Source organism: Paraburkholderia sp. (assembly GCF_026225065.1).
Classification (GTDB): domain Bacteria; phylum Pseudomonadota; class Gammaproteobacteria; order Burkholderiales; family Burkholderiaceae; genus Paraburkholderia.
The window spans coordinates 1-24,018 of record NZ_JAMFSB010000084.1; the positions used below are offsets into that span (position 1 = coordinate 1).

Consider the following 24,018-nt stretch of genomic DNA (forward strand, 5'->3'; position numbering starts at 1 on the left):
CGAATAGCGGAACAACAGCACCGGGTCGGCTTGAATCGTGCGCCGCCACGTTTCGCCTTCCGGTGCGAGCGCCGCTTTTGGCGGGTGCGCGTCGGCTTGCGGCACGTCGCGATAAACGATGTCGTGCTCTTCCTCGATCTTCAGCTCTCCGCCAACCTCAACGGTGTGCTGCACGGTCACGAACACGAGACGGCCTGAGCGACCCGTCTTGTCCTCGATATTGGCGATGGTCGAGGTGCGCACGGCACGCTCGCCCACTTTGAGCGGCTCATGGAACGTGAGACGCCCACCGGCCCACATCCGCCGCGGCAACGGCACGGGTGGCAGAAAACCGCCGCGCTTCGGATGACCGTCCGGACCCGCCTCCGCCAGCGGCGACACCGGCAAAAAATACAGCCAGTGCCACATCGGCGGCACCACATCGCCCGTCTCAGTCCGGTCCAGCGTTGCCGCCAACGCCGCCAGCGGAAAGGCGGTGATGGTGTCCTTGACGACCTCCTGCTTGTCGAGCCAGGCATCGACACTCTGGGGAGAAGCGAACATGGGCGGCACTCCGGTTAAATCAAATAGAGTCTTACTATGAACCTGACGAGAGGTTTCGCGAAGTTCGCATTTCTGAAGCGCGCCTTTGGTTTTGCTTAAGGCCCCGCCTTTCAGATCCATGACTCCCGCTAGCACGAGGAGTTCCGGCGAATTGGAGAGTAAGACCCGGAGTGTCCGGCAATCCGCTCAGGTTGAGCGGATTGCCCGCATGTACCGCGATTGCAACGGGGCTCGAGTCGCGGAACGCGGCCGATTTCGCGGACTCGCTCGATGCAAACACCGCGCGTTATTTGGCGATGCTGGTCCGCTCTTTAATTTCTGCCGGGAACGACATGAAAGGCGGCTGGATCGTCGGTAATCCGACGCTGCGTCATGTGGTCATTCCAATGTTGGTCAAACGGCGCAGAATTCACCTGGACCGGTGCGCGATGGCCGCGTGCGGCCCAGTCAAGCCATTCGGTCTGCCGGCTAGCATCGCCGGTACGCGACGGTTGAACCGTCCACTCAGGTTGTGCCGAGATTGAAGGATGCGTTGCCGGACGAGCCCGCCGGTTCAACGCCACACGCGCCCTCACGTTGGCTTCGGTCATCCGCGGAACGTGGACACGTGTTCTGAACTTTTGCGGTGACAGCGCGGCATGTTCGTGAGCAACGGACTGCGTCATCGTCGGCTGGTCGGCACGCGGCGAATCCGCAGACTGCGAGGGCTTGTTAGCGATACGATCCAAGGGCGGGACTACCGTAGTGCCGAGCTTCTCCGGCGTGCTCGGCGATGTCTTCGTCGGGGCAATCCTCGACACTGAACCACGGGTGACGTGTGGACTCGCAGACGCTATGGTTTTCGCGACCCCAGACTTCGTCTTTTCGGTGTTCGGCGTCGAACACGTCGCCAGTAACCAACAAAAACCGATGCTGCACCACGCGAAGATTGCCGCTCCGAGGACGTAGTCCAAACGTGATGAGCTATAGCGCACAGTGTCCGTGGACAGATACCGTTTTGCCTCTGCCAATATCGCGTCGAAATGTTCGTTATGCTCCCGCGGTGGGGAAGTTTGGTACCAGAAAATGTGCTTCGTTCCAGTGAGAAATCGTCGATTCGGTTCGGCGTTAGCGATTTGACGCACGGTTTTCTTTACCGCGGCCTTCACCGCGCGACCGTACGCGCCGAATGGAGGAGGGACATTGTCGAATGGACGGAACGTTGGGAGCGCCAGATCGCCGTCAATCAAAGCTAGGGGTCGGTTCATCACGTATCATTCCAGTGCGGCCCAGCCGCCTTTTCAATCGACATTGTCAGCAATTCGGCGCGCGTCACCGAGGCGTCAATTATTTTCAAGCTGGTTGGCAACGGTCGCGCCGGGACGTGCCGCTCGACCGATCTGTCCACCTGGGCCGTGACAGGTACGCGGTGCACAACCCCGATGGCATTCTCCAGCATTTGAAATACCAACTGCCCATCCCTCAATTCGCCTGCCAATATGCGTGCGACGATGGGTGGCGCAACGCGTACGTCGATAAGATTGCCGCCGCTGGCAGCGTCTGGAGACGACATCGCGACCACACTGTCCGCCAGTTCACGTAGATCGGTCACGCCATCCTCGAGAGTGATCGACCGTGCGTCGACAGGCGACGCGCCGACAGCCCGGTCCGCCGCTTGAACCAAAGTGCGTATCGTCGATTCGATCGTAGGCGCCAGAGTGTGCCGATGCCCACCTTGCTGTGGCGAAGACGGAGTACCCGCGATCACCGGAGAGAAAGTGTGAGCGGACGTTGACAACACATAAAGTAATACCCATGCACCAATGCCACCTAGTATGCCCCCGTAGCGGACCGAGTCCGTCCGAGAAGGACATTGCAGTTCAGATGTCACTTTCCGCTTGCTCGAAGCGGACGAGGGAATTAGGTTAAACACGTTTATCTCAATGAAATTAACTGACCAACTTATGATTTCGCCGCGAATTCGACCAATCCAGCCGCTGACGACACACCAAGCTTTGCCTGGATACGGATTTTGTATGTGCTGACCGTCTTGTCACTAAGACTCAACTTCTCGGCGATCGCTTTATTGTTCTCACCGCGCACCAGATATTGCAGCACCTCAAGTTCACGGGACGACAGCAGGCTCAGCCCTCCCTCCTTGCCCCGATGGGCGACATCTGTCGGGAAACAGTCATAGCCGAACAAAACCAGCTTGACTACAGTCAGAAGTTCTTCGATGTTCCGACCTTTTTCGAAATAACCATTGGCGCCCGCGACCCGGGCGTGCCCCGCTAAGACCCGCGGCGACTTGGCGGAGAGAATGAGGATACGGATCCTCTCATTGCGTTCGCGGATGCGTCGAATGATCGATAGGCCATCAATTCCTGGCAATTCAAGATCGAGCACCACGAGATCGGGATCTTCAAAAAGAATCATCTTTAACCCCTCAATACCGTCCCCTGCATGTCCGACGACTTTAAATTCCGGGTCTGCATCCAGAAACTGGGAAACCGCCTCGCGAACCATCGGATGGTCGTCGACAATAACGATCTTTTTCATTTACAACTCTCTAAATGGCGCAGCATCGGGTCAACCACAGACATCGGTATTCCGGAAGCTCACGAATGCTGTCTGGACGCGCCGCTTTCAAACAAACTCACAAAACCATATGAGAAACAACATTTCTCAAAAACGAAGTTTTTTTGGCGATCATTTATAATGATATTAGCGGGATCTCAGAATTATATTTTTACTGATCCCACACGGGCCGCACATCAGACTACGCTGAAATTCTGTCAGATCTTTTGCCTGAGACTACTAACAACATCGTCCCATTCACCCAGCGTTTTCTACCTGAATAAGCGCGCCGCCGGATACCAGACGCTATTCAAACGATCGAGGTGTTGACAGTGATAACGAGATCCGGGGCTGGCGATCAACGCAGCCGAATCGGCGAATTCGGCAATGCGCTGGTCAGAAATTTACGAAACGTTTCTCGGTGAGTAGCCCGTTCCTGAATAGGAGCGCTACATGAAGCTGACCGGATGCGCCACCAACGTAGTCCCATCGGGTCCGGTCACCAGCAACGCTCTCGGCGAACGGACTTCCAAGCTTTTCAAACACCTGCATCTCTGATGTGCCGGTAGGGAACCGTTGGTCGAAGCCCTCGTGCGTCCAATGACGCGAATGTATCTGATCATAGGAATGCGTTGGCGTCACGCAGCCGCTCAGTCCAGCCAGGCACGCGGTAACCACGGCCGCAACAGCGAATGTCTTCATGTCTATCTCACTTGACTAATCAAGTGTTCACAATCGCACGTGCAGGACTACAGCCCGATCAGATACATCTGAATCCGCGCTGGAAGTGGCAAATTAGCGCAGGCAAGAGGAGGTCCGGGGAATTGAAGAGCAAGACCCGGGGTGTCCGGCGAAGCCTGCTTTCGTACACTGAGTCTATTGAAGCAGAATCCGGAGCCTCAGATGAATACCGTCCTGAAGCGCGCTCCCCAAAACGCGAACGTCACGGATACAACCATTGCTTTGCCTGCTGGGCCGGCCGCAGAGGTGACGCGCCGTGTCGACACGGTGGATTGGAAGGACGTCGGGCAGAATCTCGACCAGCATGGCAGCGCGATGATTCAAGGCCTTTTGTCCCCGCAGGAATGCAATGCTCTAGGTGGCCTCTATTCACGCGACGAGCTATATCGAAGCCGCGTTGTCATGGCGCGTCACGGTTTCGGTCGCGGCGAGTACAAGTACTTCGGGTATCCGCTGCCTGACCTGATTGGCACGCTGCGTCGCTCGGTGTATCCGCATCTGGTGCCGGTGGCGAACCGATGGAACACGCTCATGCACATCGACGTGCGCTATCCCACGCAGCACGCCGAATTCATCCGGCGTTGCCACGACGCCGGCCAGACACGGCCAACGCCGCTGATCCTTCAGTACGCGAAGGACGACTACAACTGCCTCCATCAGGATCTGTACGGCGAGCACGTGTTTCCGCTGCAGCTTGCCATCCTGCTCTCCGAGCCGGGGCAAGACTTCACCGGCGGCGAGTTTGTGCTGACCGAGCAGCGGCCGCGCATGCAGTCACGCGTTGAAGTGATGCCGCTGCGCAAAGGCGATGCTGTTGTGTTCGCCGTACACCATCGCCCTGTGCAGGGCACACGCGGCAGTTATCGGGTCAATATGCGGCATGGCGTGAGCCGGCTGCTTTCAGGGCATCGCCACACGCTCGGGGTGATCTTTCACGACGCACTGTGAAGCGCCGCGCCGCCTTTCCACCCCTTGAACTCTTTCACCAGAAAGTCCACGCATGCCCGCACTTTTGCGGAACTTGCACGGCGTTCGGGATAAACCGCCCATACGTTGGCGTCCTGTGACGCCTGCGGCAATACCTGCACAAGCGTGCCGTTTGTCAGCAACGGCGCGACGTCCCAGATCGAGCGCAGGACGATGCCGTACCCCGCCACCGCCCATTGCACCGCAATCTCGCCGTGATTGGTCGAGAGCGGTCCGGTCACCTTCAACTGCGTCTCCTTGCCCTTGACGGTGAGCCGCCACACGCCGAACGGGTGATCGCGCTCCTTGATGACCAGACAGCGATGCGCTACGAGGTCGGCCAGCTCGCGCGGCTTGCCATGACGTTCCAGATACTCGGGCGACGCACACAGCACCCGATGATTCGCCGCCAGCTTGCGCGCAATCAGATGCGGTGCAATCTCGTCGCCGATGCGCACGTCCAGATCGAAACCCTCCGCAGCGACATCGACGATCCGGTCGAGCAGGTCAAGGCGTACGTTCAGCTGCGGATACGCAGCCGACAAGCGCGCCACCGCGGGCGCAACCACATGCCGGCCAAAACCGAAACTACTGGAAATGTGCAGCGTGCCGCTCGGGACCCGCTGCGCCGTGGAAACATCTTCGACCAGGTGCTCAACGTCATCGAGAATCTTTTCGGCCCACGTGAACACCTGCGCACCCGCCTCGGTAATCGTCACGCGTCGCGTGGAGCGGTGCAGCAAGCGCGTGCCGAGATCTGCTTCGAGCATGGCGACACGCTTGCTGACGAATGCGGGCGACACGCCCAGCAACTCAGCAGTGGCACTGAAACTGGCGTGTCGCGCCACAGCACAGAACACACGAAGGTCGGCAAGATTGGGCGTTTTATTCACGATTCGTGGAAAGTGGATTAACCTGCAAAGGGCTGTTTCGCCTCGTCCGGACCCATAGAATGGATTCACTCGCACGGCCCGCCGTCGCGCCGTGCATTGTCCTCCATCAACGGCCCAACGCCATTCATCCGGACGTTCGACATGACCCGCAAACAACATCGTATCGCCGTGATCCCCGGCGACGGCATCGGCAAGGAAGTGATGCCGGAAGCCCTCCGCGTCCTCGACTCAGTCAGCCGCCGCTTCGGCATCGAACTCTCGTACAAGCAGATCGACTGGGCCAGTTGCGACTACTACGCGAAAACCGGCCAGATGATGCCGGACGACTGGAAAGCCCAGCTCGCCGACTGCGATGCCATCCTGTTCGGTGCGGTCGGCTGGCCCGACACCGTGCCCGATCATATCTCGCTGTGGGGCTCGCTCCTCAAGTTCCGCCGCGAGTTCGACCAGTACGTCAACCTGCGTCCGGCGCGCACTTTCGAAGGCGTGCGCTCGCCGCTCGCTGAACACAACTCGAAAGACATCGACTTCTTCGTCGTGCGCGAGAACACCGAGGGCGAGTATTCGTCGGTGGGCGGCAAGATGTTCGAAGGCACCGAGCGCGAAGTGGTGATGCAGCAGTCCATCTTCACGCGCCACGGCACCAACCGCGTGTTGAAGTTCGCCTTCGATCTCGCGCAACGCCGCGCCCGGCGTCATGTGACGGTAGCGACCAAGAGCAACGGCATTTCCATCAGTATGCCGTGGTGGGACGAGCGCGCAGCTGAAATCGCGGCTACTTACCCCGACATCACGTGGGACAAGCAGCATATCGACATCCTGTGCGCGCGTTTCGTGCTGCAGCCGCAACGCTTCGATGTGGTGGTTGCGTCCAATCTGTTCGGCGATATTCTCTCGGATCTCGGTCCGGCCTGCACGGGCACGATCGGCATCGCGCCGTCCGCGAACCTGAATCCGGATCGGCGCTTTCCTTCGCTATTCGAACCGGTGCACGGCTCGGCGCCGGATATCGCAGGCAAGCAAATCGCCAATCCGGTCGCGATGATCTGGTCGGCAGCGATGATGCTCGATTTTCTCGGCGAGGGTGCAGGCGCTGAGCACGATGCACATGAAGCCATTGTGGCGGCGATTTCGGACGTGCTGAAACAAGGGCCACGCACGCGCGATATGGGCGGTGAAGCGTCGACGGGTGAGATTGGTGCAGCGATTGCAGAGCGGGTTGGCAACTGCGCTTGATTGAGCGTGTGGCGGGGGCCGCCGCGTGCGGCCTCGTGCTAGCTACTCGCCAGGTACTCGCTAGCTGCGCGCTAAAGGCACCCTAACCGCGCGACGCCAGATACGCGCTAGGCGTCGTGCCCACCGCACGCTTGAAATGCCGCCCAAAATGGCTCTGATCGAAAAAGCCCACCTCCGTCGCCACGATCGACGGCGGCAATCCCCCGCGCAACAGACGCTGCGCGTGCCGGATTCTGACCTGGCACACATAGCGATGCGGCGAGATCCCCATCTCCGCGCGAAATAACGCGGCAAAGCGCGACACGCTCAACTCCGCCTTGGCGGCGAGTGTTGCGAGGGTTACGGGCTGCGAGAACGATGTTTCGATGAACTCAATCGCCCGCTCTATAGACCGCGTCGCGCGACGCGGTTGTGCGAGCGTCGTAGCCAGATCAAGACGAAGCGACGCGGCCGGCGTCTTGTTAGCCGCATCGTCCGCAAACATGCCAGCGTGATCGGTCAGCATGATCTCGATTCCTATGCGGCCTGCTGTGCTTGCGTAGCCACGGAGGCAAAACGGCGAATATCGAACGGTTCCAGCGGCGTGCTGGTCACGCCGGTGTCGATCAATTCGGCCATCGCGTCACCAACACCCGGTCCGAGCTGAAAACCATGTCCGCAAAAACCGAAGGCGTAGTAGAGGCCATTGACATTGCCGCTCGCCCCCATGACCGGGCGGTCATCGGGCATATAGCCTTCAATACCGCTCCACACGCGGATGATATTGAGCTTCGCCAGCGCCGGCGCAAGGCGATGCATCTGGCGAAACTGCAGCATGGTGTTCTGCGGCAGCACATAAGCGCGCCGCACGTCGGGATAAGCCGGCCCACGCGCACAACCTCCAATCACGATGTTGCCGCGCTTAACCTGTCGGAAATACAGCACTTCCTCGATATTCGGCGACGACACGCCCACTACCGGGCGGATTCCATACGTAGTCGGTTCGGTCACGGCCATTTGTGGGCCATGCACGGCGATCGGCACCGGCTCGCCGAACTGTTCGCTCAACAGACTGCCCCATGCCCCTGCAGTCACCAATAACACGGGCGCATGAAACGTGCGACCATCGGTACTGGTAGCACGAAATTCTGCGCCTTCCTTTTCGACGGTTACGATCTCAGTGTTCTCGATGATCTGCGCGCCCAGACGTGCAGCGGCACGGCCAAATGCCGGCGCCGCGAGTCGCGGATTCGCATGACCGTCTTTCTCCGAATACGACGCAGATAACACTTCGGGGCCGAGGAACGGAAAGCGTGCCTTCATTTCAGCACCGCGAAAGAGGTCGAGCTTCAGACCATACTGGCTGGCCTCTTTGGCATAGATCTCGAACTGGTCGGCCTGTTCGTCACGATAGGCGATGCGAATGTGGCCCGACATCAGAAACTCCGCGTCGTGCTGGATCAGTTCCGGCAGCTTGCCCCATATCTCGCGCGCGCGATTCGCGAGCGGCAACTGCGGCAAGAAACGCCCCTGGCGCCGCACATTGCCGAAGTTGACACCGCTTGCCTGCTGTCCGACGAGACCACGCTCGAGCAGAATCACCGAACGGCCACGCTGGCGCAGGAAAAATGCGGTGGCCGCGCCCATGAAGCCACCGCCGACAATGATCACATCTGCTTGCGAGCGACTCATTCGACCTCCTCAACGGTAGCGATCGAAAGCGGCTTGACGGGTGCTTGCCCGCGCAAGCGGCCGACCAGTTCGACCGGCACAGCGGCCGCATCCGCGATGATTTCCGCTGCTGCGTGGCCGCAATAGCGGCCCTGGCAGCGTCCCATGCCGACCCGGCTAAAGGCTTTAGCGCGATTCGCTTCGCAAGCGCCTTCTTCCCGAATCACGCGGCGTAGTTCGCCAACCGTGATGCCTTCGCAGCGGCACACCGCCGTATCGTCCGAGAGGCGCGCGGCTTGCGCAGCGGGCCACGGGAACGCTTCTACGAGGCCTTGACGGAAACGATCCATCTTCTGTTGCTGGCGTTTCAGTTCGTCCAACGTAGCGGCTTCGATATCGTGGCCGAGGTCCTGCAATGCCGCATAGGCGGCAAGACGACCCGCCAGTTCCGCACCGTCTGCACCGAGCACACGCACGCCGTCACCTGCGAGATATACGCCCGCTTCCGAACTGCGGCCCAGTTCGTCGATCTGCGGCAACCACTGGCGCGATCTCTCGTCGAAGCGGAACACGCAGCGCGCGAGATCCGCGAGTTGCGTTTCAGGACGCAGGTGATAGCCGAGCGCCACCGCATCGCAGGCGATCTGCTGTACCCGTCCTTTTGCGGTCCGATAGCTCACGCCTTGCACGCCGGCGGCGTCCGAGCCCACGATTTCCAACGGCTCGATGCCGTTTTCTACAACAACGCCCGCCCGCTTTAGTGACGAAACGAGCGCAGCGCCCTTCTTCAGCACATCGGGACGGGCCAACAATTTTGGAAGTGCACGCAGACGTTGCCCGAGCTTCGACGTATCCAGCACCGCCGCCACTTGCGCGCCGGCTTGCACGTACTGACTCGCGACCAGATACAGCAGCGGTCCCGAACCCATGAAAACCACCTTGCGGCCAATCGAAACCGCTTGCGACTTCAACGCAATCTGCGACGCACCGAGGCTATAAGTGCCCGCGAATTGCCAGCCTTTTACCGGCATCAGACGATCGGTAGCGCCGGGGCACAGGATCAACGCGTCATACGGCAATGCGCTTGCATGCCCATCGCGCACGACATGCAGCTTGCGTTCCGCAACATTCCACGCAAGCGTTTCCGGCCGGTAATCGATCTGCGGCTGCAAACGTTGGAACGTACCGTGCAGATCCTCAGCACGGGCCGCTTCGGTCCCATACAGCTTCGCGTAGGGGCGAGAAAAATTCTCCGGTTGCCGGCGATAAATCTGCCCGCCATCGCGGCGTCCTTCATCAACCACGATCGGGCGGATGCCTGCGGCCAGCAGCGTCTGCGCACAGCGCACGCCGGCTGGCCCGGCACCGACGATGATCACGCGAGGTTGGCCCATCACAGGTTCGCCCATTGCTCCTCCGCTTGAGTCGTCAGGATCTGCAGCCCTTCGCTGACGACGGTCGTGCAGGCACGCAGCCGCTCACCATCCGCGGTCCAGACCCAGCAGTCCTGGCAGGCGCCCATCAGGCAGAAGCCCGCGCGCACCTCATTGCCGAATTCCGACTGACGCACATGATCCACAGAGCAGAGCATCGCTACTAGCAGCGTATCGCCTGCTAGCGCCTCCACCTCGTTGCCGTCCACGCGAATCTTCACGCCCTTGCGTCCGGTCTCACCGAGCCGGATGAATCGTCCGTTCATGCTGTTGCTCCATGCGCGCGGCCATCGTTATTGGCGGCCGCGCTATCGTCCGTCGGCTCCATCCGGTTCGTGAGCACGTGGCGCAGGAATTCGCGCGTGCGCGCCTCGCGTGGCGAGCACAACACCTGCTGCGCGCTGCCTTCTTCGATGATCAGACCGCCGTGCAGGAAGCAAACGCGGTCGGCCACTTCACGGGCAAAGCCCATTTCATGCGTGACCACCAGCATCGTCATGCCCTCGCGCGCCAACGTGCGCATCACTGCGAGTACTTCGCCGACCAGTTCCGGGTCGAGCGCGGAGGTCGGTTCGTCGAACAGAATTGCTTTTGGCTTCATGGCCAGAGAGCGCGCAATCGCCACGCGTTGCTGCTGTCCGCCCGAGAGTTGATGCGGATAAGCATGCAGCTTTTCGCCGAGCCCCACTTTGGCGAGCAATTCGATCGCCTCGCGATGCGCCTGCTGCTTCGGCTCGCCCTTCACATGCACGGGGCCTTCCATCACGTTTTCGAGCGCCGTGCGATGCGGAAACAGATTGAAGCGCTGAAACACCATGCCCACCTGTGTGCGCAGGCGGTTGATATGGCGCGAGCGTTGCTCGACGCGCTGATCCATCAGCTTGATGTCGCCGGTATCGTAGGATTCGAGCGCGTTGATACAGCGCAGCAGGGTCGATTTTCCAGAGCCCGATGCGCCAATCAGGCACACTACTTCGCCCTGCTTGATATTCAACGAAATGCCCTTCAGCACCGGAACGGCGCCAAAGCTCTTGTGCACATCAACGATCTCGATCATGGCATCCTCGCTTGAGGCCCGGCTTGCGACCTCGCGAGAGGCCTCGTTTAGCGTTCGTACAGCCTTCATGTCGCCTTCGTGTAGCGGTTATTTCGCCTTGTGCTTGCCGAACCGCTTTTCCAGATGACGCGTCAGGCTCATCAGCGGCAGACTCATCGCCAGGTAACCGAGCGCCACCAGCGTATAAACCGTCACGTTCTGGAACGTCGACGCCGCGATCAACTGGCCTTCACGCGTCATCTCGGCAACGGTAATCGTCGAAGCAAGCGACGAGTCCTTCAACATCATGACCAGCGTATTCGCATACGGCGGCAGCGCGACGCGCACGGCCTGCGGCAAGATAACGCGATACATCGTCTTCACGCGGCCCATGCCAATCGACTGGGCCGCTTCGAACTGGCCAGGGTCGACGGCTTCGATGCCCGAGCGGATGATTTCCGCGACATAGGTCGAATATCCGAAGCCAAGACCGATGATGCTCGCTTCGAGCGCCGTCATCTGAATGCCAACGTCGGGCAGCACGAAGTAGATGTAAAACAGCAGCACGATCATCGGCAAACCGCGCACCACGTTGATCATCGCGCTGACCACCGTGACGACGCCACGATGGCGCGACATTTTCAACAACGCCCAGACGAGTCCGAGCACGGTGCTCAATACCAGGCAGCCCAGCGTGATGAGGATGCTCATCAGGGCGCCCGTGAACAGAATCGGGACAAAATCGGTTATATCGCGCCAATGCATACGGTGTGCTCTTCAGAATCGGGGTGGGTTCGCGTTCAGCTCGCGAGATTCCACTTCTTCAGGATCGCGTTGAGCGAGCCATCGGCCTTCATCTTGGTCAGCGCATCGTTGATCTTGGCAAGCAGTGCACCATTGCCCTTCTTCACGGCGATGGCGATGTCGAATTTCTCCATCGGCACGTAGTCGTTCACCACGCGGGCGCCACGCAGGCCACCCGACGCTTCCTGCGCCTTGAGAATCGGATAGTCGCTAAAGCCGGCGGTAATGCGGCCCAACACCACGTCGCGCGTCATGTCGGCGGGGCTGTCGTACATCTTCACTTCCTTGAAGATGCCGAGCTTAACCAGTTGATCGCCGTAATCGGTGCCAGTGGGCGCGCCCACCACGGTGCCCTTCAGATCCTGGACCGACTTGTAATCCGTCTTGTTTGAATCCTTGACGATGATGCCTTCGCCGAATGCCGTAACCGGCTGCGAGAAGTCAACCACTTCAGCGCGCTTCGGCGTCGGCGTCATGCCTGCCACGATGATGTCGATCTTGCCCGACACGGCCGACTGGATCAGCGCCGAGAACGGCACCGCATCGAACGAGACGTTGAAGCCTTCGCGCTTGCCGATTGCATCCACCACATCGGGCATCAGGCCTTCGATCTTCTGCGTCTTCACATCCATGAAGGTGGTCGGTGCGCTCGACGGCGGCGAACCCGCGGTCAGCGTCGGCGTATCGGCATGGCTCAGGGTTGCGCCGAGCATCATGGAAAGGGCTACGCCAGCCTGCAGAGCGAAGCGTTGAACGGCTTGCAGGCGTGCTGCGGGGCGAAGCTCACGGGTGAAACGCAACATGGTCATCCTCGGAATGGTTGGTGAAAACCGCAGCGGCGCGAGGCACTGCTACGGCAAACAACGGTACTGCCCTGCATCGGTTCAATGCAGAATGTCCTGCAAACGGTAATACGCGCCCACCAGCGGCAGGAACCATGCATGGCCAAAGTGGCCGGGAATGGCGGGCCATTCGAGCGTGCGCCACGGGTTGCTCGCGGCGGCGCCGAACATCACGTCGGCCATTAAACGCCCCATGTGCACCGACATCTGCACACCATGGCCGCTATAGCCCATTGAATAAAACAGTCCCTCATGCTGGCCTGCACGCGGTAGCCGGTCCGCCGTCATGTCGACGAGACCGCCCCAGCAATAATCGAGGCCCACGTCGGCCAGTTTCGGAAAGTAGTTGGCGAGACCTGCACGCAGGATCTGGCCACTCTTTTCGTCGGAACGCGGATTCGACATGGCAAAGCGGGCGCGGCCGCCGAACAGCAAGCGGTTGTCCGCCGTCGCCCGAAAGTAGTTGCCAATGTTGCGCGTGGTCACATAAGCACGCCGCTTCGGCACGATCTCGTCGAGTTGCGCGGTCGTCAACGGCTCGGTGACGACGATAAAGCTACCCACCGGCGCAATGCGGCGCCGGAACCACTGCAACGGGCCGATCTGCGAAGCGCCTGTAGCAACCAGTACGCGCCCGGCGCGGATCTTGCCAAATTCGGTGACCACTTCGTAACGCTCGCCTTCAAGGCGCTTGAGGCCCGTCACCGGTGTGTGCTCAAAAATGCGCGCGCCGTGTTTGACAGCGGCATTCGCAAGGCCGACACCAAACTTCCCCATATGCATCTGCGCACCGTTGCGCTGCACGAGGCCACCGTAAAAGCCGTCGGAGCCGACTTCCTCGCGAATCCGTTCCGGCGGAATCAATTCGACGTCCGAATCGACATTGCGCAACAGCGATTCGTAGCTTTTAGCAAGCTTGTCGAAGTGTTGGGGTTTGGCCGCGAGCTTGATCTTGCCGCCGCGGAAAAAATCGCAATCGATCTTCTCTTCGCTGACGACCGACGCCACCGTCGCAACCGCACTCTCATACGCACGATAGAAATCGCGCGCATTGTTCGCACCGATACGCTCGGCCAGCGCCGCATAATCGTGCGCAAGACCCGTGTTGCACTGGCCGCCGTTGCGGCCCGACGCTTCACCGGCTATGCGCCCGGCTTCCAGCACCGTCACCGGAATGCCGCGCTTCGCCAACTCGAGTGCCGCAGACAGGCCAGTGAAGCCGCCGCCGATCACCACCACATCGGAGCCGCCTTCGAGCGGGCCTTGCTGCCCGTGGAGAAACGGCGGAGCAGTGTCGAGCCAGTACGAATCAAGCTTCATCGGGTTCCTTCGCGCTTGAGCGCGTCAGTACGTCAAACAAGGCTTAAAGACCGACGACGCCGGCCAGACCGCCGATGTCCTTGATCTCGGTGTAGTTGTAAAACGGCGTCGACGGTTCATGACCGCGCGCGACGTACACCTTGTTCTTGATGCCGAGGTCGTTAGCCGACATCAGGTCGTAGCGCAGGCTCGACGACACATGCAGGATGTCTTCCGGACCGCAGCCGAGGTTGTCCAGCATATATTCGAACGCTTGCAGACGCGGCTTGTAGGCCTGCGCCATTTGCGCCGTGTACACCGCATGGAACGGTGCACCGAGCTTGTCGACATTGCTCTGGATCTGGTCGTTCGATGCGTTCGACAGAATCACCAGCGGGATTTCCTTCGCGACCTTGGCGAGACCTTCCGGCACGTCCGGATGCGGACCCCAGGTGGGCACGGCGTCGTAGAAGCGCTGAGCTTCAGCGTCGTCATAGGCGAGGTTCCAGCGCTTGAGCGTGCGGCGCACGGCGTTCTTCACGACTTCCTGATACGGCTTCCAGGCACCGAGCACTTCATCAAGGCGAAAGGCCGAGAAATCCCGTACGAACTGATCCATATGGTCGGCGCTGACACGGTCGGCAAAGATTTCGCGAGCCATGTCGCCCATGCGGAAACGGGTCAGCGTGCCGTAGCAGTCGAAGGTGATGTATTTGGGCCTGAAGCGGGTCATGTCTATGTCCTGTGGTGGGCAATAGTCAGCGGTAAAGCAGTCACTGCATGCGCGGCGACGGCTGCTTGAAGAGAATTACACCACCCCAAAAAATACGGGTTGTCGTGTTATGGACGGCGCTGAACACACAATCCGCCGTTTTTCGCTGTGCTCGCAGCACAGTATGCGGCATCCACTGAAGGGGGTCGGGCGATGCGTTTCGTCGACCCGGGTATGCCCTTACGCGAGCGCTCTCAACAAGGCTAATCAAGGCTTGACGGGGTCCGCGACTGAGATCGTCAAGCGACGACAGAAACGACAACAGCCGCATCGGGGACCGACGCGGCCGTATTGGAAGTTACGGGTGCCGCTTTTAGCAGCAGATCGTGCTACGCGGAGCGGGGCTTATGTATGAACTGCAATCGACGCGCGGCGAGCCAGCCCCGCACCTCGATTTAAGCACCCTGATTCAGATCGATCAGTACGCTCTTGAAACGCAGATTCGCTTCAAACGCCTGGCGGCCGAGATCCTTGCCGAGTCCGGATTGTTTGTAGCCGCCAGTCGGAATCACGAAATCGGACGTACGCCCGTAGCGGTTGATCCATACCGTGCCCGCTTCGATGCTGCGCATGGCTCGAAGCGCGCGGCTCAGGTCCGCTGTGTGCACGCCCGATGCAAGACCGTATTTTTCGTGGCTCGCGAGCGCGAGCGCCTCCTCTTCGTCGTCGAAGGTCTGCACCGTCAGCACGGGGCCAAATACTTCTTCGCGTACAGCCTCGGAATCTGCGGTCACGTTGGTCAGGATGGTCGGTGCATAGAAGGCGCCCTCGCCGGCAACCGGCAGCCGCTTGCCGCCTGCTGCAATCTGCGCGCCCTGCTCGACGCTACGCGCGACGATGCTTTCGATACGCTGTGCCTGCTTGGCCGAAATGATCGGCGGCAGCGTCGTGCCTGCGGCCCACGTGTGCCCAGGCTTCAACGCGGCGAACGCCGATGCAATACCGTCGATCAGACGCGGCGCAGCCGAGCGTTCGACGATCAGACGCGAACCCGCCACGCACACCTGCCCCGCGTTGCCGGCAATCGCGCCCGCGATGCGGCGCGCCACCAGATCGAGATCGGGCGCATCCGCGAACACCACTTGCGGGCTCTTGCCGCCGAGCTCGAGCGTGACCGGCTTGGTGCCGGTTTGCGTGCACGCCGTCATGATCGCCGCGCCAGTCTGGCTCGAGCCGGTGAAGGTCACCTTGGCAATCTTCGGATGACGCACGAGCGCGTCGCCCGTGATCCGCCCGTCGCCTTGCACGACGTTGAAGATGCCCGGCGGAATGCCGGCCTCGATCGCCAGTTCAGCAAGGCGCAGCACCGAGAACGGCGTCATCTCCGAGGGCTTCAGCACCACAGCGTTGCCCGCTGCAAGCGCCGGGGCGATTTTCCACGACGCCATCACCAGCGGGAAATTCCACGGCGCGATCGCGCCGATTACGCCATACGGTTCGGCGATGATCATGCCGAGATGATCGGGACGCGTCGCCGCCACCTCGCCGCCGATCTTGTCGGCGAATTCGGAGTAGAAGCGGATACCTTCGGCGGTGAACGGCACATCCCACGTGGCTGCATCGCGGATCGGCCGCGTCGAGCCGACCGACTCCAGACGCGCCAGCGTCTCCACATCCGCCTCGATCAGGTCGGCCCACCGACGCAGCGTGCGAGCTCGTTCGCGCGGGGCGCAGCGCGCCCAGTCGCTGGTTTTGAAAGCCTGCCATGCATCTTCGACAGCACGATCCACCAGATCAGCGTCGGCGATCGGCAGATCCGCGTAGACTGCGCCGTCCGAGGGGCGCGTGACATCGAGTGCAGCGGCGCCGTCCACATAACGGCCACCTATGAAGTGCGCGCCGCGCACGGCAATCAGAGCGGGATCGAAGCTGTCCATTGTGTCCATTCCAGGTCGCAGACGAGATTCGAACCATGGTACGGGCGATGCCACAGCATTTGCTGCCATGATGGCCCGGCGCGACCGCGCGAAGCACGCGTTGTGAGGGGTGTGCGCAGCGCAGCGTGCGGTATTCCCGCGGTGCGGCTCACGCAATAAGATCGTCCTAGCCGCAATATTTTGCCGGTGCGACATTACGCAAGCATATTGAAGAGGAGTGGAAAGTGACTGAACCGCTTGCTGGAGCACCTGTCCGGTTTCGTCCGCTGACGGCCGGCGATCTGCCCGCCGCGCACGAACTGTCCATAGCGGTCAAATGGCCGCATCGCCGCGAAGACTGGGAATTCGCGCTGAACCTGGGCGCGGGCGTCGGCGCCGAAGACCACGGCACCCTGCTCGGCACCGCGTTGCACTGGAAATTCGGCGCGAATCACGCCTCGCTCGGCATGGTGATCGTCGCGCCCGAGCAGCAGGGCCGCGGCATTGGCCGCGATCTGATGACCCGCACCATGGACGCGCTCGGTGAGCGCACCACGTTCCTGAACGCCACGCCGGCCGGCCAGCCGCTCTACGAAAAGTTCGGCTTCAAGGCCGTCGGCAACATCCATCAACACCAGGGCACCGGCGGCGCGCATCCGCCCGCCGTGCAACTGGCGCCCGGCGAACGGATCCGTCCACTTGGCGCGCGCGACCCGGACCGGCTCTCGGCCCTGTTGAACCGCGCGGCAGGCTATGACCGCACGCAGGTGCTGGGCGCCTTGCTGAACGTGGCGGAAGGCGTCGTGCTCGATCGCGACGGCGAGCCGGTCGGCTTCGCGCTGATGCGCCGCTTCGGCCGCGGTCATGTGATCGGGCCGCTGGTGGCGCCACATATCGAAGGCGCCCAGGCGTTGATCAGCCACCTGGTTGGGTCGAACGAAGGCAAGTTCGTGCGTATCGACGTCGACGGCGACTCCGGCCTGTCCGACTGGCTCGACGGCCTCGGGCTGCAACAGGTGGACGCGGTCGTCACCATGGTGCGAGGCGCCGCGCCCCGGCTCGAAGGCGACGCACGCGTTTTCGCCATCACCAACCAGGCGCTCGGTTAGGCGCTATCGGCCCCCAAAGATCCCCAAAGACGCCCAGGACCCCGCGAGATGACCTTCCTCTACAAGGCCGACGCCGTGCGCGGCGCCCACTGGGCGCGTCTCTTTGCCGAGAAAGCGCCGCACATTCCCTTCCGCATCTGGCCGGACGGCAGCTCAGGCGACGACGCCCACGCGGTGCGCTACCTCGCCGTCTGGGAACCGCCGCGCGATCTCGCCACGGCCTTTCCCAATCTGGAACTGGTGTTTTCGGTGGGCGCCGGGATCGACCAGTTCGATCTGTCGGCCATTCCGGCACATGTACCGGTCGTGCGGATGATCGAACCGGGCATCGTGGCGGGGATGGTCGAATACACGACGCTCGCCACGCTGGCGTTGCACCGCGACTGGCTGACCTATGCCGCGCAGCAACGCGAAGGCCGCTGGCAGCCGGTGCGTACCCGCGTCGCAGGTGAGCGGCGTGTCGGTGTGCTGGGTCTCGGCGTGCTCGGCGAGGCTGTGCTGACGCGCCTTGCCAGTTTTGGCTTTCCCTGCGCCGGCTGGAGCCGTTCGCCGCGCACGCTCGACGGGATCGAATGTTTCGCGGGTACCGACACGCTGCCGCAATTTCTCGCCCGCACCGATATTCTGATCTGCCTGCTGCCACTGACAGCCGCGACGCGCCATATCCTCAATCGCGACCTGTTTGCGCAATTGCCGCGCAATGCCGCGCTGATCAACACGGGCCGCGGCGGTCATCTGCAGCAGGACCATCTGCTGGAAGCGCTCGAAAGCGGCCAACTCAGCGCCGCCGTGCTGGATGTAGCGGACCCGGAGCCGCTCACCGCGGATCATCCGCTATGGCATCACCCGCGCGTGATGCTGACGCCGCATATTGCCAGCGTGACGCAGCCGGACAGCGCCGTCGAAGTCGTGCTCGACAACCTGCGCCGCCACCGCGAAGGCGAGCCGCTGATCGGTCAGGTGGACCGCGCGCGCGGCTATTGATCGCGCCCCCGCAGCACAAAATGCTGCACCGCCTGCAAAAACACAATTCCCACCTTCCAGCAGCGGCGAATCCCAGCGTCTTCGTTGTTTCTGTCCCGCTACCATGGTTTGCATGCGGTTCGCGCTCGCGGCACGCGTTGCGCGCACCTTTCCGGCACTCCGTGCATTGCTGCGCGCACAACTCACGCACTCCATACCATGTCCACGTCCTCACTGATCGAATCCGACCGCAAACATCTGATCCACCCGGTTGCCAGCATGCGTGCTCACGAGAAGCGCGGCGTCACCATTCTCGAATCGGGCCGTGGCGCCTGGCTGCGCGATAGCGAAGGCAACGACCTGCTCGACGCCTTCTCGGGCCTGTGGTGCGTGAATACCGGTTACGGTCACGAGAGCATCGTGCGGGTAGCGACCGAGCAGATGACCCGGCTGCCCTACGCGACCGGTTATTTCCACTTCGGCTGCGAACCGGCCATCCGGCTCGCGGAACAACTGGTCGAACTCACGCCTGCCTCGCTGCGTCACGTGTATTTCACGCTGGGCGGCTCGGATGCGGTAGACGCCGCGGTCCGCTACATCACGAACTTCTACAACGCCACCGGCCGGCCGCAGAAAAAGCAGTTCATCGCGCTGGAGCGTGGGTATCACGGTTCATCGTCGGTGGGTGCGGGACTGACGGCGCTCAGCGTGTTTCATCAGAACTTCGATCTACCTTTGTCGAATCAGCATTACATTCCCTCGCCGTATCTGTACCGCAGCGAAACGGGCAACGATCCGCAAGCGGTGATCGACGCCTCGGTTGCCGCGCTGCGCGCGAAGGTCGAGTCGCTCGGCGCCGAGCGCGTGGCCGCGTTCTTCTGCGAGCCGATCCAGGGCTCGGGCGGCGTGATCGTGCCGCCCAAGGGCTGGCTCAAGGCGATGCGCGACGCATGCCGCGAACTCGATATCCTGTTCGTCGCCGATGAAGTCATCACCGGCTTTGGCCGCACCGGCCCGTTGTTCGCCTGTACTGCCGAAGACGTCGAGCCGGATCTGATGACGATGGCGAAGGGACTCACCGCAGGCTATGCGCCGATGGGCGCCGTGCTGATGTCCGACGAGGTCTACAACGGCATTGCCGATGGCGCAGGCACCGGTTCGGCAGTAGGCCACGGTCAGACGTACTCGGCACATCCGGTTAGCGCGGCAATCGGTCTCGAAGTGCTGCGGCTCTATCACGAAGGCGGGTTACTTGCGAATGGCGTGGCTCAGGCACCGCGCTTCGAAGCTGGCCTGCGCGACCTGCTCGACCATCCGCTGGTGGGCGACGCCCGCAGCCGCGGCCTGCTCGGTGCGCTCGAACTGGTGTCCGACAAAGCCACCAAGCGCCGCTTCGACCCGGCGCTGAACCTGAGCGAGCGGATCGCCACCACGGCCTATCGCAACGGCCTGATCTTCCGCGCCTTCAACGACAACATCCTCGGCTTCGCGCCGGCGCTTTGCTACACGCGCGAGGAGTTTGACGTGATGTTCGAACGCCTGCGCAAAACGCTCGATACGGTGCTGGAAGCGCCCGAAGTACGCGCCAGCCTTGCCTGAGACCATGCCCGAGGTTTGACCTCGGGCATCGCACGGCAGCCTCGCGGCGCGGCTGCGTAATACGCCGGAAGGCTTGCTGCGTACGGGTTTGCCGTGAAATTTTTTCACGACGGGGCGTGCTACGATAGTTCCGTCACCGCGCTTCCATAGGTCATCGCCTCCGTGTCAACCAACGCTAGTTCAATGAAGCTGGACCGCATCGATCTGCGCATCCTGTCCCAGCTCCAAAAGAAGGGCCGCATTACCAACGTCGACCTCGCGGATGCGGTTGGCCTCTCGCCAAGCCCGTGCCTGATTCGCGTGAAGCGTCTCGAGAAGGCTGGCTACATCGCGGGCTACGGCGCGCATCTGCAGCTCAACAAGCTCGGCGACATCCAGCTCGTGTTTACCGAAGTGACCTTGCAGGATCATCGGCGCGAAGACTTTGCCAAGTTCGAGGCCAGCATCCGCACCGTGGATGAGATCGCCGAATGCCACCTCGTCAGCGGCGGCTACGACTATCTGCTCAAGTTCGTCACGCGCAGCGTCGTGCATTACCAGAGCGTGATGGAAAATCTGCTGGAACGTAACATCGGCATTGAAAAGTACTTCAGCTACGTCGTAATCAAGTCGCCGTTCGTGAAAAACCACTACCCGATTGAAAGCCTGTTTCCGTTGACCGATTGAGGGAATGGTCGCGGCACGCTGCAACGCTATGTTGCTGAACCAATCTTCTATTTCGTTATCCTCAGTTCACTATTCCAGGCGCTCGCCATGCCACTCACACTTCATCGACCCGAACTTTCGCGCTCACACAACTTCATCAATGGCGAGTGGCGCGACGCTGTTGATGGCGCACGCTATCCCGTCAGCGATCCGGCCACCGGAAGCGAATTCACGAGCGTGCCCGATAGCAGCGATGCCGACGCCCAGGCCGCCACCGATGCGGCGCACGCCGCCTTCGATAGCTGGCGCGAGCGTACGGCTCGCGAACGTGCGCAGTTTCTCAAACGCTGGCATGCCGCGATCGTCGCCAACAGCGAAGACCTCGCACGCATCATTTCACGCGAGCAGGGCAAACCGCTCGCCGAAGCACGCGGCGAGGTGACGTATGGGGCCTCGTATGTGGAATGGTTCGCGGAAGAGGCAGTACGCAGCTACGGCGACATGATTCCTGCCTTGATGCCGGGCAAGCGGATGATGACGATAAAAGAACCAGTCGGCGTGGTCGCCGCCGTCACGCCGTGGAATTTCCCGCTGGCGATGATCGCCCGCAAGATCGCCCCGGCGCTGGCAGCCGGCTGCACGGTGGTCGCCAAGCCCGCAGAAGACACGCCGCTCACTGCCCTCGCACTCGCCCGTCTTGCGGAGGAAGCCGGGTTGCCGGCTGGCGTGCTGAACGTCGTGACCGCCTCACGCGAGCACACGCCGGCGACCGTCGCTAACTGGCTTGCCGATTCGCGGGTGCGCAAGATCACGTTCACTGGATCGACGCCCGTCGGCAAGCACCTGGCGCGCGAATCGGCCGACACGCTCAAAAAACTCTCGCTGGAACTCGGCGGCAACGCGCCGTTTATCGTGTTCGACGATGCGGATCTCGACGCCGCGGTCGACGGCCTGATGGCGTCCAAGTTTCGCAACGGTGGCCAGACCTGCGTGTGCCCGAACCGGGTCTACGTGCAAAACAGCATCTACGACGCGTTCGTCCGCAAACTGGTAGACCGCGCGGCGGCGCTCCGGGTGGGGCCGGCCACGCGTGACGACTCGCAGATCGGCCCGATGATCAATGCCCGCGCGGTCGACAAGATCGAGCGTCACGTGCAGGACGCGCTGGCGCATGGCGCCGTGGTGCTGACCGGCGGCCGTCGCCTGCAAGGTGAAGGGCTGGACGGTCCACACTACTACGCCCCCACGGTAATTGGCGACGCCAATCGCGAGATGGCGCTGTTCCGCGAAGAGACCTTCGGCCCGGTCGCGCCGCTGTTCCGCTTCGACAGCGACGCCGACGTCCTGCGCGAAGCCAACGACACGCCTTTCGGACTCGCGGCATACTTCTACTCCAACGATGTGCGGCGCATCTGGCGCGTCGCCGGACGGCTCGAAAGCGGCGTGATCGGGATCAACGAGGGCGCCGTCGCGAGCGAGGCGGCGCCGTTCGGCGGCGTGAAGGAATCTGGCTATGGCCGCGAAGGCTCGCGCTACGGTCTCGACGACTACCAGCACATCAAGTACCTTTGCCAGGGCGGCCTCGCCTGAACCCTGGAAAAAGGCCCTTTATCGACTGCGAATGGACCCTCTCATGACAACCCCCTCACCGCAGGACCACGCCTACCCGGTCGACGTCGAATTCCCCGACCTGAGCGGCTATGCAGCAGGCAATACCGGCATTCCGTATGTCTACACATTCGACAGCGGCTTGCCCGGCTCGCACGTGATGATCAACGCGCTCACGCACGGCAACGAAGTGTGCGGCGCGATCACGGTCAAGGGACTGCTCGATCTCGGCGTGCGGCCGCGTCGTGGCAAGCTCACCCTCGCGTTTTCGAACATCGAGGCGTACCTGACTTTCGACGCTTCCAAACCGGATGCGTCGCGCTTCGTCGATCAGGATTTCAACCGGGTATGGACCGCGGCCAAACTCGACGACACAGGCACGGATTCCAGCGAGCTACGGCGTGCGCGAGCATTGCGTCCCGTGATCGACACAGTGGATGCGTTGCTCGATCTGCATTCGATGCATGAGCGTAGCGCGCCGCTGATCGTTTCAGGTCCGCTGGACAAAGGCATTGCGTTATCCCGCGCACTGGGCGCCCCTGCTACCGTCATCAGCGATGAAGGTCATCCGGAAGGGCGCCGCATGCGTGACTATGCTGACTTCGGCGATCCGCAAAGCACGCGCAATGCGCTGCTGGTGGAGTGCGGCCAGCATTGGGAACCGTCGTCGGTGGTCGTGGCGAAAGACTGTACAGCGCGTTTTCTGATGCTGTCGGGTACGGTCGATGAAGCCGACATGCCCGCTGACTGGTTTGCGCCGAGGCCGGACGCCATGCGTGTGATTCGTGTCACGCAACCGGTGGTGGCAAAGAGTATGGATTTCCGCTTTGCGGATGCCTATACCGGTTTGGAGACGTTCCCCAAAGCGGGCGCCGTGATTGGCTGGAATGAGGGTGAGCCGGTGGTCACGCCTTATGACAACTGCGTCCTGGTGATGCCGTCATTGCGGCAGCTCAGGCCTGGGGTGACGGTGGTGCGGTTAGGGCAATTGCTGGACAACTGAGTCCGGCTATCCGCGAGAGAGAGGCGTGAAGCGGTGGTGCCGATAGTGGCCCGCTTCACGCCACGTCCCTCAGATATTCTGCACGAACATATACTGCTTCGTGACCTTCTCGGTCACTTCGAACACGCCGCGAAAGCCTTCCGGCACCATCACTGCATCGCCCGGGCCGAACGGCTTGCGTTCGCCGTCATCCGGCACGATCGCGCCAATGCCCGACAACACGTGGAAGAACTCGAACTGCCCCTCGGGGGAATCGATCCGCCAGGCGCCTGCAGTGCCGCTCCAGATCCCCGTGCTGACGTTGCCGTCGGCGCGCTCGAATACGGGCCAGTCACGGCGCTCGGGCTGACCGCGCAACAAACGCTCCGGGCTCAGCGAGAGCAGTGCGCCTTCGCCCTGCGGATTGTCGAAACAGAAACTCTGCACGGGGTTGACTGATAAAGACTGCGACATGGATGGATTCT

At 61.6% G+C, this 24,018-nt stretch carries 24 protein-coding genes; 8 read left to right on the top strand and 16 right to left on the bottom strand.

Annotation, left to right across the window (positions count from 1 at the left end; translation table 11 throughout):
* The 4 genes from M0954_RS06545 to M0954_RS06560 all read right to left on the bottom strand — a co-directional run.
* Positions 1 to 543, bottom strand: a 543-nt coding sequence (locus M0954_RS06545; RefSeq protein WP_297352222.1) for a MaoC family dehydratase N-terminal domain-containing protein, incomplete at its 3' end; no start/stop codon positions are given.
* A 311-nt stretch (positions 544 to 854) separates the two neighbouring features.
* Positions 855 to 1,790: a hypothetical protein gene (locus M0954_RS06550; RefSeq protein WP_297352224.1), complete on the bottom strand. Its 936-nt coding sequence runs from the start codon at positions 1,788 to 1,790 to the stop codon at positions 855 to 857.
* Entirely contained in the window at positions 1,790 to 2,134 is a 345-nt protein-coding gene (locus M0954_RS06555) for a hypothetical protein (protein WP_297352226.1), read from the bottom strand. Before M0954_RS06555 ends, M0954_RS06550 begins: the two co-directional genes overlap by 1 nt.
* Before the next feature lie 350 nt (positions 2,135 to 2,484).
* Entirely contained in the window at positions 2,485 to 3,081 is a 597-nt protein-coding gene (locus M0954_RS06560) for a response regulator transcription factor (protein ID WP_123387027.1), read from the bottom strand.
* A gap of 921 nt (positions 3,082 to 4,002) precedes the next feature.
* Here M0954_RS06560 and M0954_RS06565 point away from each other — a divergent pair.
* Positions 4,003 to 4,788, top strand: a complete 786-nt coding sequence (locus M0954_RS06565) for a 2OG-Fe(II) oxygenase (RefSeq protein WP_297352228.1) — start codon at positions 4,003 to 4,005, stop codon at positions 4,786 to 4,788.
* Here M0954_RS06565 and M0954_RS06570 read toward each other — a convergent pair.
* Entirely contained in the window at positions 4,773 to 5,699 is a 927-nt protein-coding gene (locus M0954_RS06570; RefSeq protein WP_123387024.1) for a LysR family transcriptional regulator, read from the bottom strand. The genes M0954_RS06565 and M0954_RS06570 overlap by 16 nt on opposite strands.
* A gap of 141 nt (positions 5,700 to 5,840) precedes the next feature.
* Here M0954_RS06570 and M0954_RS06575 point away from each other — a divergent pair, with 141 nt between their 5' ends.
* Positions 5,841 to 6,935, top strand: coding sequence for a tartrate dehydrogenase (locus M0954_RS06575; protein WP_297352230.1), 1,095 nt, complete (start codon positions 5,841 to 5,843; stop codon positions 6,933 to 6,935).
* 82 nt (positions 6,936 to 7,017) lie between these two features.
* On the opposite strand, the gene M0954_RS06580 is transcribed toward M0954_RS06575, so the two are convergent.
* The 10 genes from M0954_RS06580 to M0954_RS06625 form a co-directional block, all read right to left on the bottom strand.
* Positions 7,018 to 7,440 carry a helix-turn-helix domain-containing protein gene (locus tag M0954_RS06580; RefSeq protein ID WP_297352232.1) on the bottom strand — a complete coding sequence of 141 codons (423 nt, stop codon included), beginning with the start codon at positions 7,438 to 7,440 and terminating at the stop codon, positions 7,018 to 7,020.
* Positions 7,441 to 7,451: 11 nt separating this feature from the next.
* The gene (locus tag M0954_RS06585) at positions 7,452 to 8,606 is read right to left on the bottom strand and encodes an FAD-binding oxidoreductase (RefSeq protein ID WP_122157996.1); all 1,155 of its coding nucleotides are present in this window, start codon (positions 8,604 to 8,606) and stop codon (positions 7,452 to 7,454) included.
* Positions 8,603 to 9,979 carry an FAD/NAD(P)-binding oxidoreductase gene (locus tag M0954_RS06590; protein WP_297352255.1) on the bottom strand — a complete coding sequence of 459 codons (1,377 nt, stop codon included), beginning with the start codon at positions 9,977 to 9,979 and terminating at the stop codon, positions 8,603 to 8,605. Before M0954_RS06590 ends, M0954_RS06585 begins: the two co-directional genes overlap by 4 nt.
* Complete coding sequence (locus M0954_RS06595; RefSeq protein ID WP_122157995.1) at positions 9,979 to 10,284, bottom strand: (2Fe-2S)-binding protein; 306 nt, start codon at positions 10,282 to 10,284, stop codon at positions 9,979 to 9,981. The genes M0954_RS06590 and M0954_RS06595 overlap by 1 nt, the downstream gene beginning before the upstream one ends.
* Positions 10,281 to 11,075, bottom strand: coding sequence for an amino acid ABC transporter ATP-binding protein (locus M0954_RS06600; protein ID WP_122157994.1), 795 nt, complete (start codon positions 11,073 to 11,075; stop codon positions 10,281 to 10,283). The genes M0954_RS06595 and M0954_RS06600 overlap by 4 nt, the downstream gene beginning before the upstream one ends.
* Before the next feature lie 87 nt (positions 11,076 to 11,162).
* Positions 11,163 to 11,819, bottom strand: coding sequence for an amino acid ABC transporter permease (locus tag M0954_RS06605; RefSeq protein WP_122157993.1), 657 nt, complete (start codon positions 11,817 to 11,819; stop codon positions 11,163 to 11,165).
* Positions 11,820 to 11,854: 35 nt separating this feature from the next.
* A complete protein-coding gene (locus M0954_RS06610) occupies positions 11,855 to 12,661 on the bottom strand; it encodes an ABC transporter substrate-binding protein (protein WP_122157992.1) in 807 nt (268 codons plus the stop codon).
* An 81-nt stretch (positions 12,662 to 12,742) separates the two neighbouring features.
* Entirely contained in the window at positions 12,743 to 14,020 is a 1,278-nt protein-coding gene (locus M0954_RS06615; RefSeq protein WP_122157991.1) for an FAD-binding oxidoreductase, read from the bottom strand.
* Between the two features lie 43 nt (positions 14,021 to 14,063).
* Positions 14,064 to 14,732: a haloacid dehalogenase type II gene (locus M0954_RS06620; RefSeq protein ID WP_122157990.1), complete on the bottom strand. Its 669-nt coding sequence runs from the start codon at positions 14,730 to 14,732 to the stop codon at positions 14,064 to 14,066.
* A gap of 434 nt (positions 14,733 to 15,166) precedes the next feature.
* Entirely contained in the window at positions 15,167 to 16,648 is a 1,482-nt protein-coding gene (locus M0954_RS06625) for an aldehyde dehydrogenase (protein ID WP_297352234.1), read from the bottom strand.
* Positions 16,649 to 16,872: 224 nt separating this feature from the next.
* Here M0954_RS06625 and M0954_RS06630 point away from each other — a divergent pair, with 224 nt between their 5' ends.
* From M0954_RS06630 to M0954_RS06655, 6 genes are all read left to right on the top strand, one after another.
* Positions 16,873 to 17,736, top strand: coding sequence for a GNAT family N-acetyltransferase (locus tag M0954_RS06630; RefSeq protein ID WP_297352236.1), 864 nt, complete (start codon positions 16,873 to 16,875; stop codon positions 17,734 to 17,736).
* Positions 17,737 to 17,784: 48 nt separating this feature from the next.
* Complete coding sequence (locus M0954_RS06635) at positions 17,785 to 18,720, top strand: glyoxylate/hydroxypyruvate reductase A (RefSeq protein WP_133893630.1); 936 nt, start codon at positions 17,785 to 17,787, stop codon at positions 18,718 to 18,720.
* 198 nt (positions 18,721 to 18,918) lie between these two features.
* Positions 18,919 to 20,298, top strand: coding sequence for an aspartate aminotransferase family protein (locus tag M0954_RS06640; RefSeq protein WP_122157987.1), 1,380 nt, complete (start codon positions 18,919 to 18,921; stop codon positions 20,296 to 20,298).
* Positions 20,299 to 20,481: 183 nt separating this feature from the next.
* A complete protein-coding gene (locus tag M0954_RS06645; protein ID WP_074266378.1) occupies positions 20,482 to 20,964 on the top strand; it encodes a winged helix-turn-helix transcriptional regulator in 483 nt (160 codons plus the stop codon).
* An 87-nt stretch (positions 20,965 to 21,051) separates the two neighbouring features.
* Positions 21,052 to 22,533 carry an NAD-dependent succinate-semialdehyde dehydrogenase gene (locus M0954_RS06650; protein ID WP_297352238.1) on the top strand — a complete coding sequence of 494 codons (1,482 nt, stop codon included), beginning with the start codon at positions 21,052 to 21,054 and terminating at the stop codon, positions 22,531 to 22,533.
* A gap of 43 nt (positions 22,534 to 22,576) precedes the next feature.
* Positions 22,577 to 23,554: a M14 family metallopeptidase gene (locus tag M0954_RS06655; RefSeq protein WP_297352240.1), complete on the top strand. Its 978-nt coding sequence runs from the start codon at positions 22,577 to 22,579 to the stop codon at positions 23,552 to 23,554.
* A gap of 69 nt (positions 23,555 to 23,623) precedes the next feature.
* Here the strand turns inward: M0954_RS06655 and M0954_RS06660 are convergent, their stop codons facing one another.
* Entirely contained in the window at positions 23,624 to 24,007 is a 384-nt protein-coding gene (locus M0954_RS06660) for a cupin domain-containing protein (protein WP_133893631.1), read from the bottom strand.
* Positions 24,008 to 24,018: the final 11 nt, after the last annotated feature.

Coding starts and splice junctions, on each gene's coding strand:
- M0954_RS06645 (WP_074266378.1), top strand. CDS start 20,482: ATGAAGCTGGACCGCATCGATCTGCGCATCCTGTCCCAGCTCCAAAAG.
- M0954_RS06590 (WP_297352255.1), bottom strand. CDS start 9,979: ATGGGCCAACCTCGCGTGATCATCGTCGGTGCCGGGCCAGCCGGCGTG.
- M0954_RS06565 (WP_297352228.1), top strand. CDS start 4,003: ATGAATACCGTCCTGAAGCGCGCTCCCCAAAACGCGAACGTCACGGAT.
- M0954_RS06585 (WP_122157996.1), bottom strand. CDS start 8,606: ATGAGTCGCTCGCAAGCAGATGTGATCATTGTCGGCGGTGGCTTCATG.
- M0954_RS06620 (WP_122157990.1), bottom strand. CDS start 14,732: ATGACCCGCTTCAGGCCCAAATACATCACCTTCGACTGCTACGGCACG.
- M0954_RS06560 (WP_123387027.1), bottom strand. CDS start 3,081: ATGAAAAAGATCGTTATTGTCGACGACCATCCGATGGTTCGCGAGGCG.
- M0954_RS06595 (WP_122157995.1), bottom strand. CDS start 10,284: ATGAACGGACGATTCATCCGGCTCGGTGAGACCGGACGCAAGGGCGTG.
- M0954_RS06615 (WP_122157991.1), bottom strand. CDS start 14,020: ATGAAGCTTGATTCGTACTGGCTCGACACTGCTCCGCCGTTTCTCCAC.
- M0954_RS06575 (WP_297352230.1), top strand. CDS start 5,841: ATGACCCGCAAACAACATCGTATCGCCGTGATCCCCGGCGACGGCATC.
- M0954_RS06660 (WP_133893631.1), bottom strand. CDS start 24,007: ATGTCGCAGTCTTTATCAGTCAACCCCGTGCAGAGTTTCTGTTTCGAC.
- M0954_RS06635 (WP_133893630.1), top strand. CDS start 17,785: ATGACCTTCCTCTACAAGGCCGACGCCGTGCGCGGCGCCCACTGGGCG.
- M0954_RS06640 (WP_122157987.1), top strand. CDS start 18,919: ATGTCCACGTCCTCACTGATCGAATCCGACCGCAAACATCTGATCCAC.
- M0954_RS06580 (WP_297352232.1), bottom strand. CDS start 7,440: ATGCTGACCGATCACGCTGGCATGTTTGCGGACGATGCGGCTAACAAG.
- M0954_RS06655 (WP_297352240.1), top strand. CDS start 22,577: ATGACAACCCCCTCACCGCAGGACCACGCCTACCCGGTCGACGTCGAA.
- M0954_RS06550 (WP_297352224.1), bottom strand. CDS start 1,790: ATGAACCGACCCCTAGCTTTGATTGACGGCGATCTGGCGCTCCCAACG.
- M0954_RS06610 (WP_122157992.1), bottom strand. CDS start 12,661: ATGTTGCGTTTCACCCGTGAGCTTCGCCCCGCAGCACGCCTGCAAGCC.
- M0954_RS06605 (WP_122157993.1), bottom strand. CDS start 11,819: ATGCATTGGCGCGATATAACCGATTTTGTCCCGATTCTGTTCACGGGC.
- M0954_RS06625 (WP_297352234.1), bottom strand. CDS start 16,648: ATGGACAGCTTCGATCCCGCTCTGATTGCCGTGCGCGGCGCGCACTTC.
- M0954_RS06600 (WP_122157994.1), bottom strand. CDS start 11,075: ATGATCGAGATCGTTGATGTGCACAAGAGCTTTGGCGCCGTTCCGGTG.
- M0954_RS06650 (WP_297352238.1), top strand. CDS start 21,052: ATGCCACTCACACTTCATCGACCCGAACTTTCGCGCTCACACAACTTC.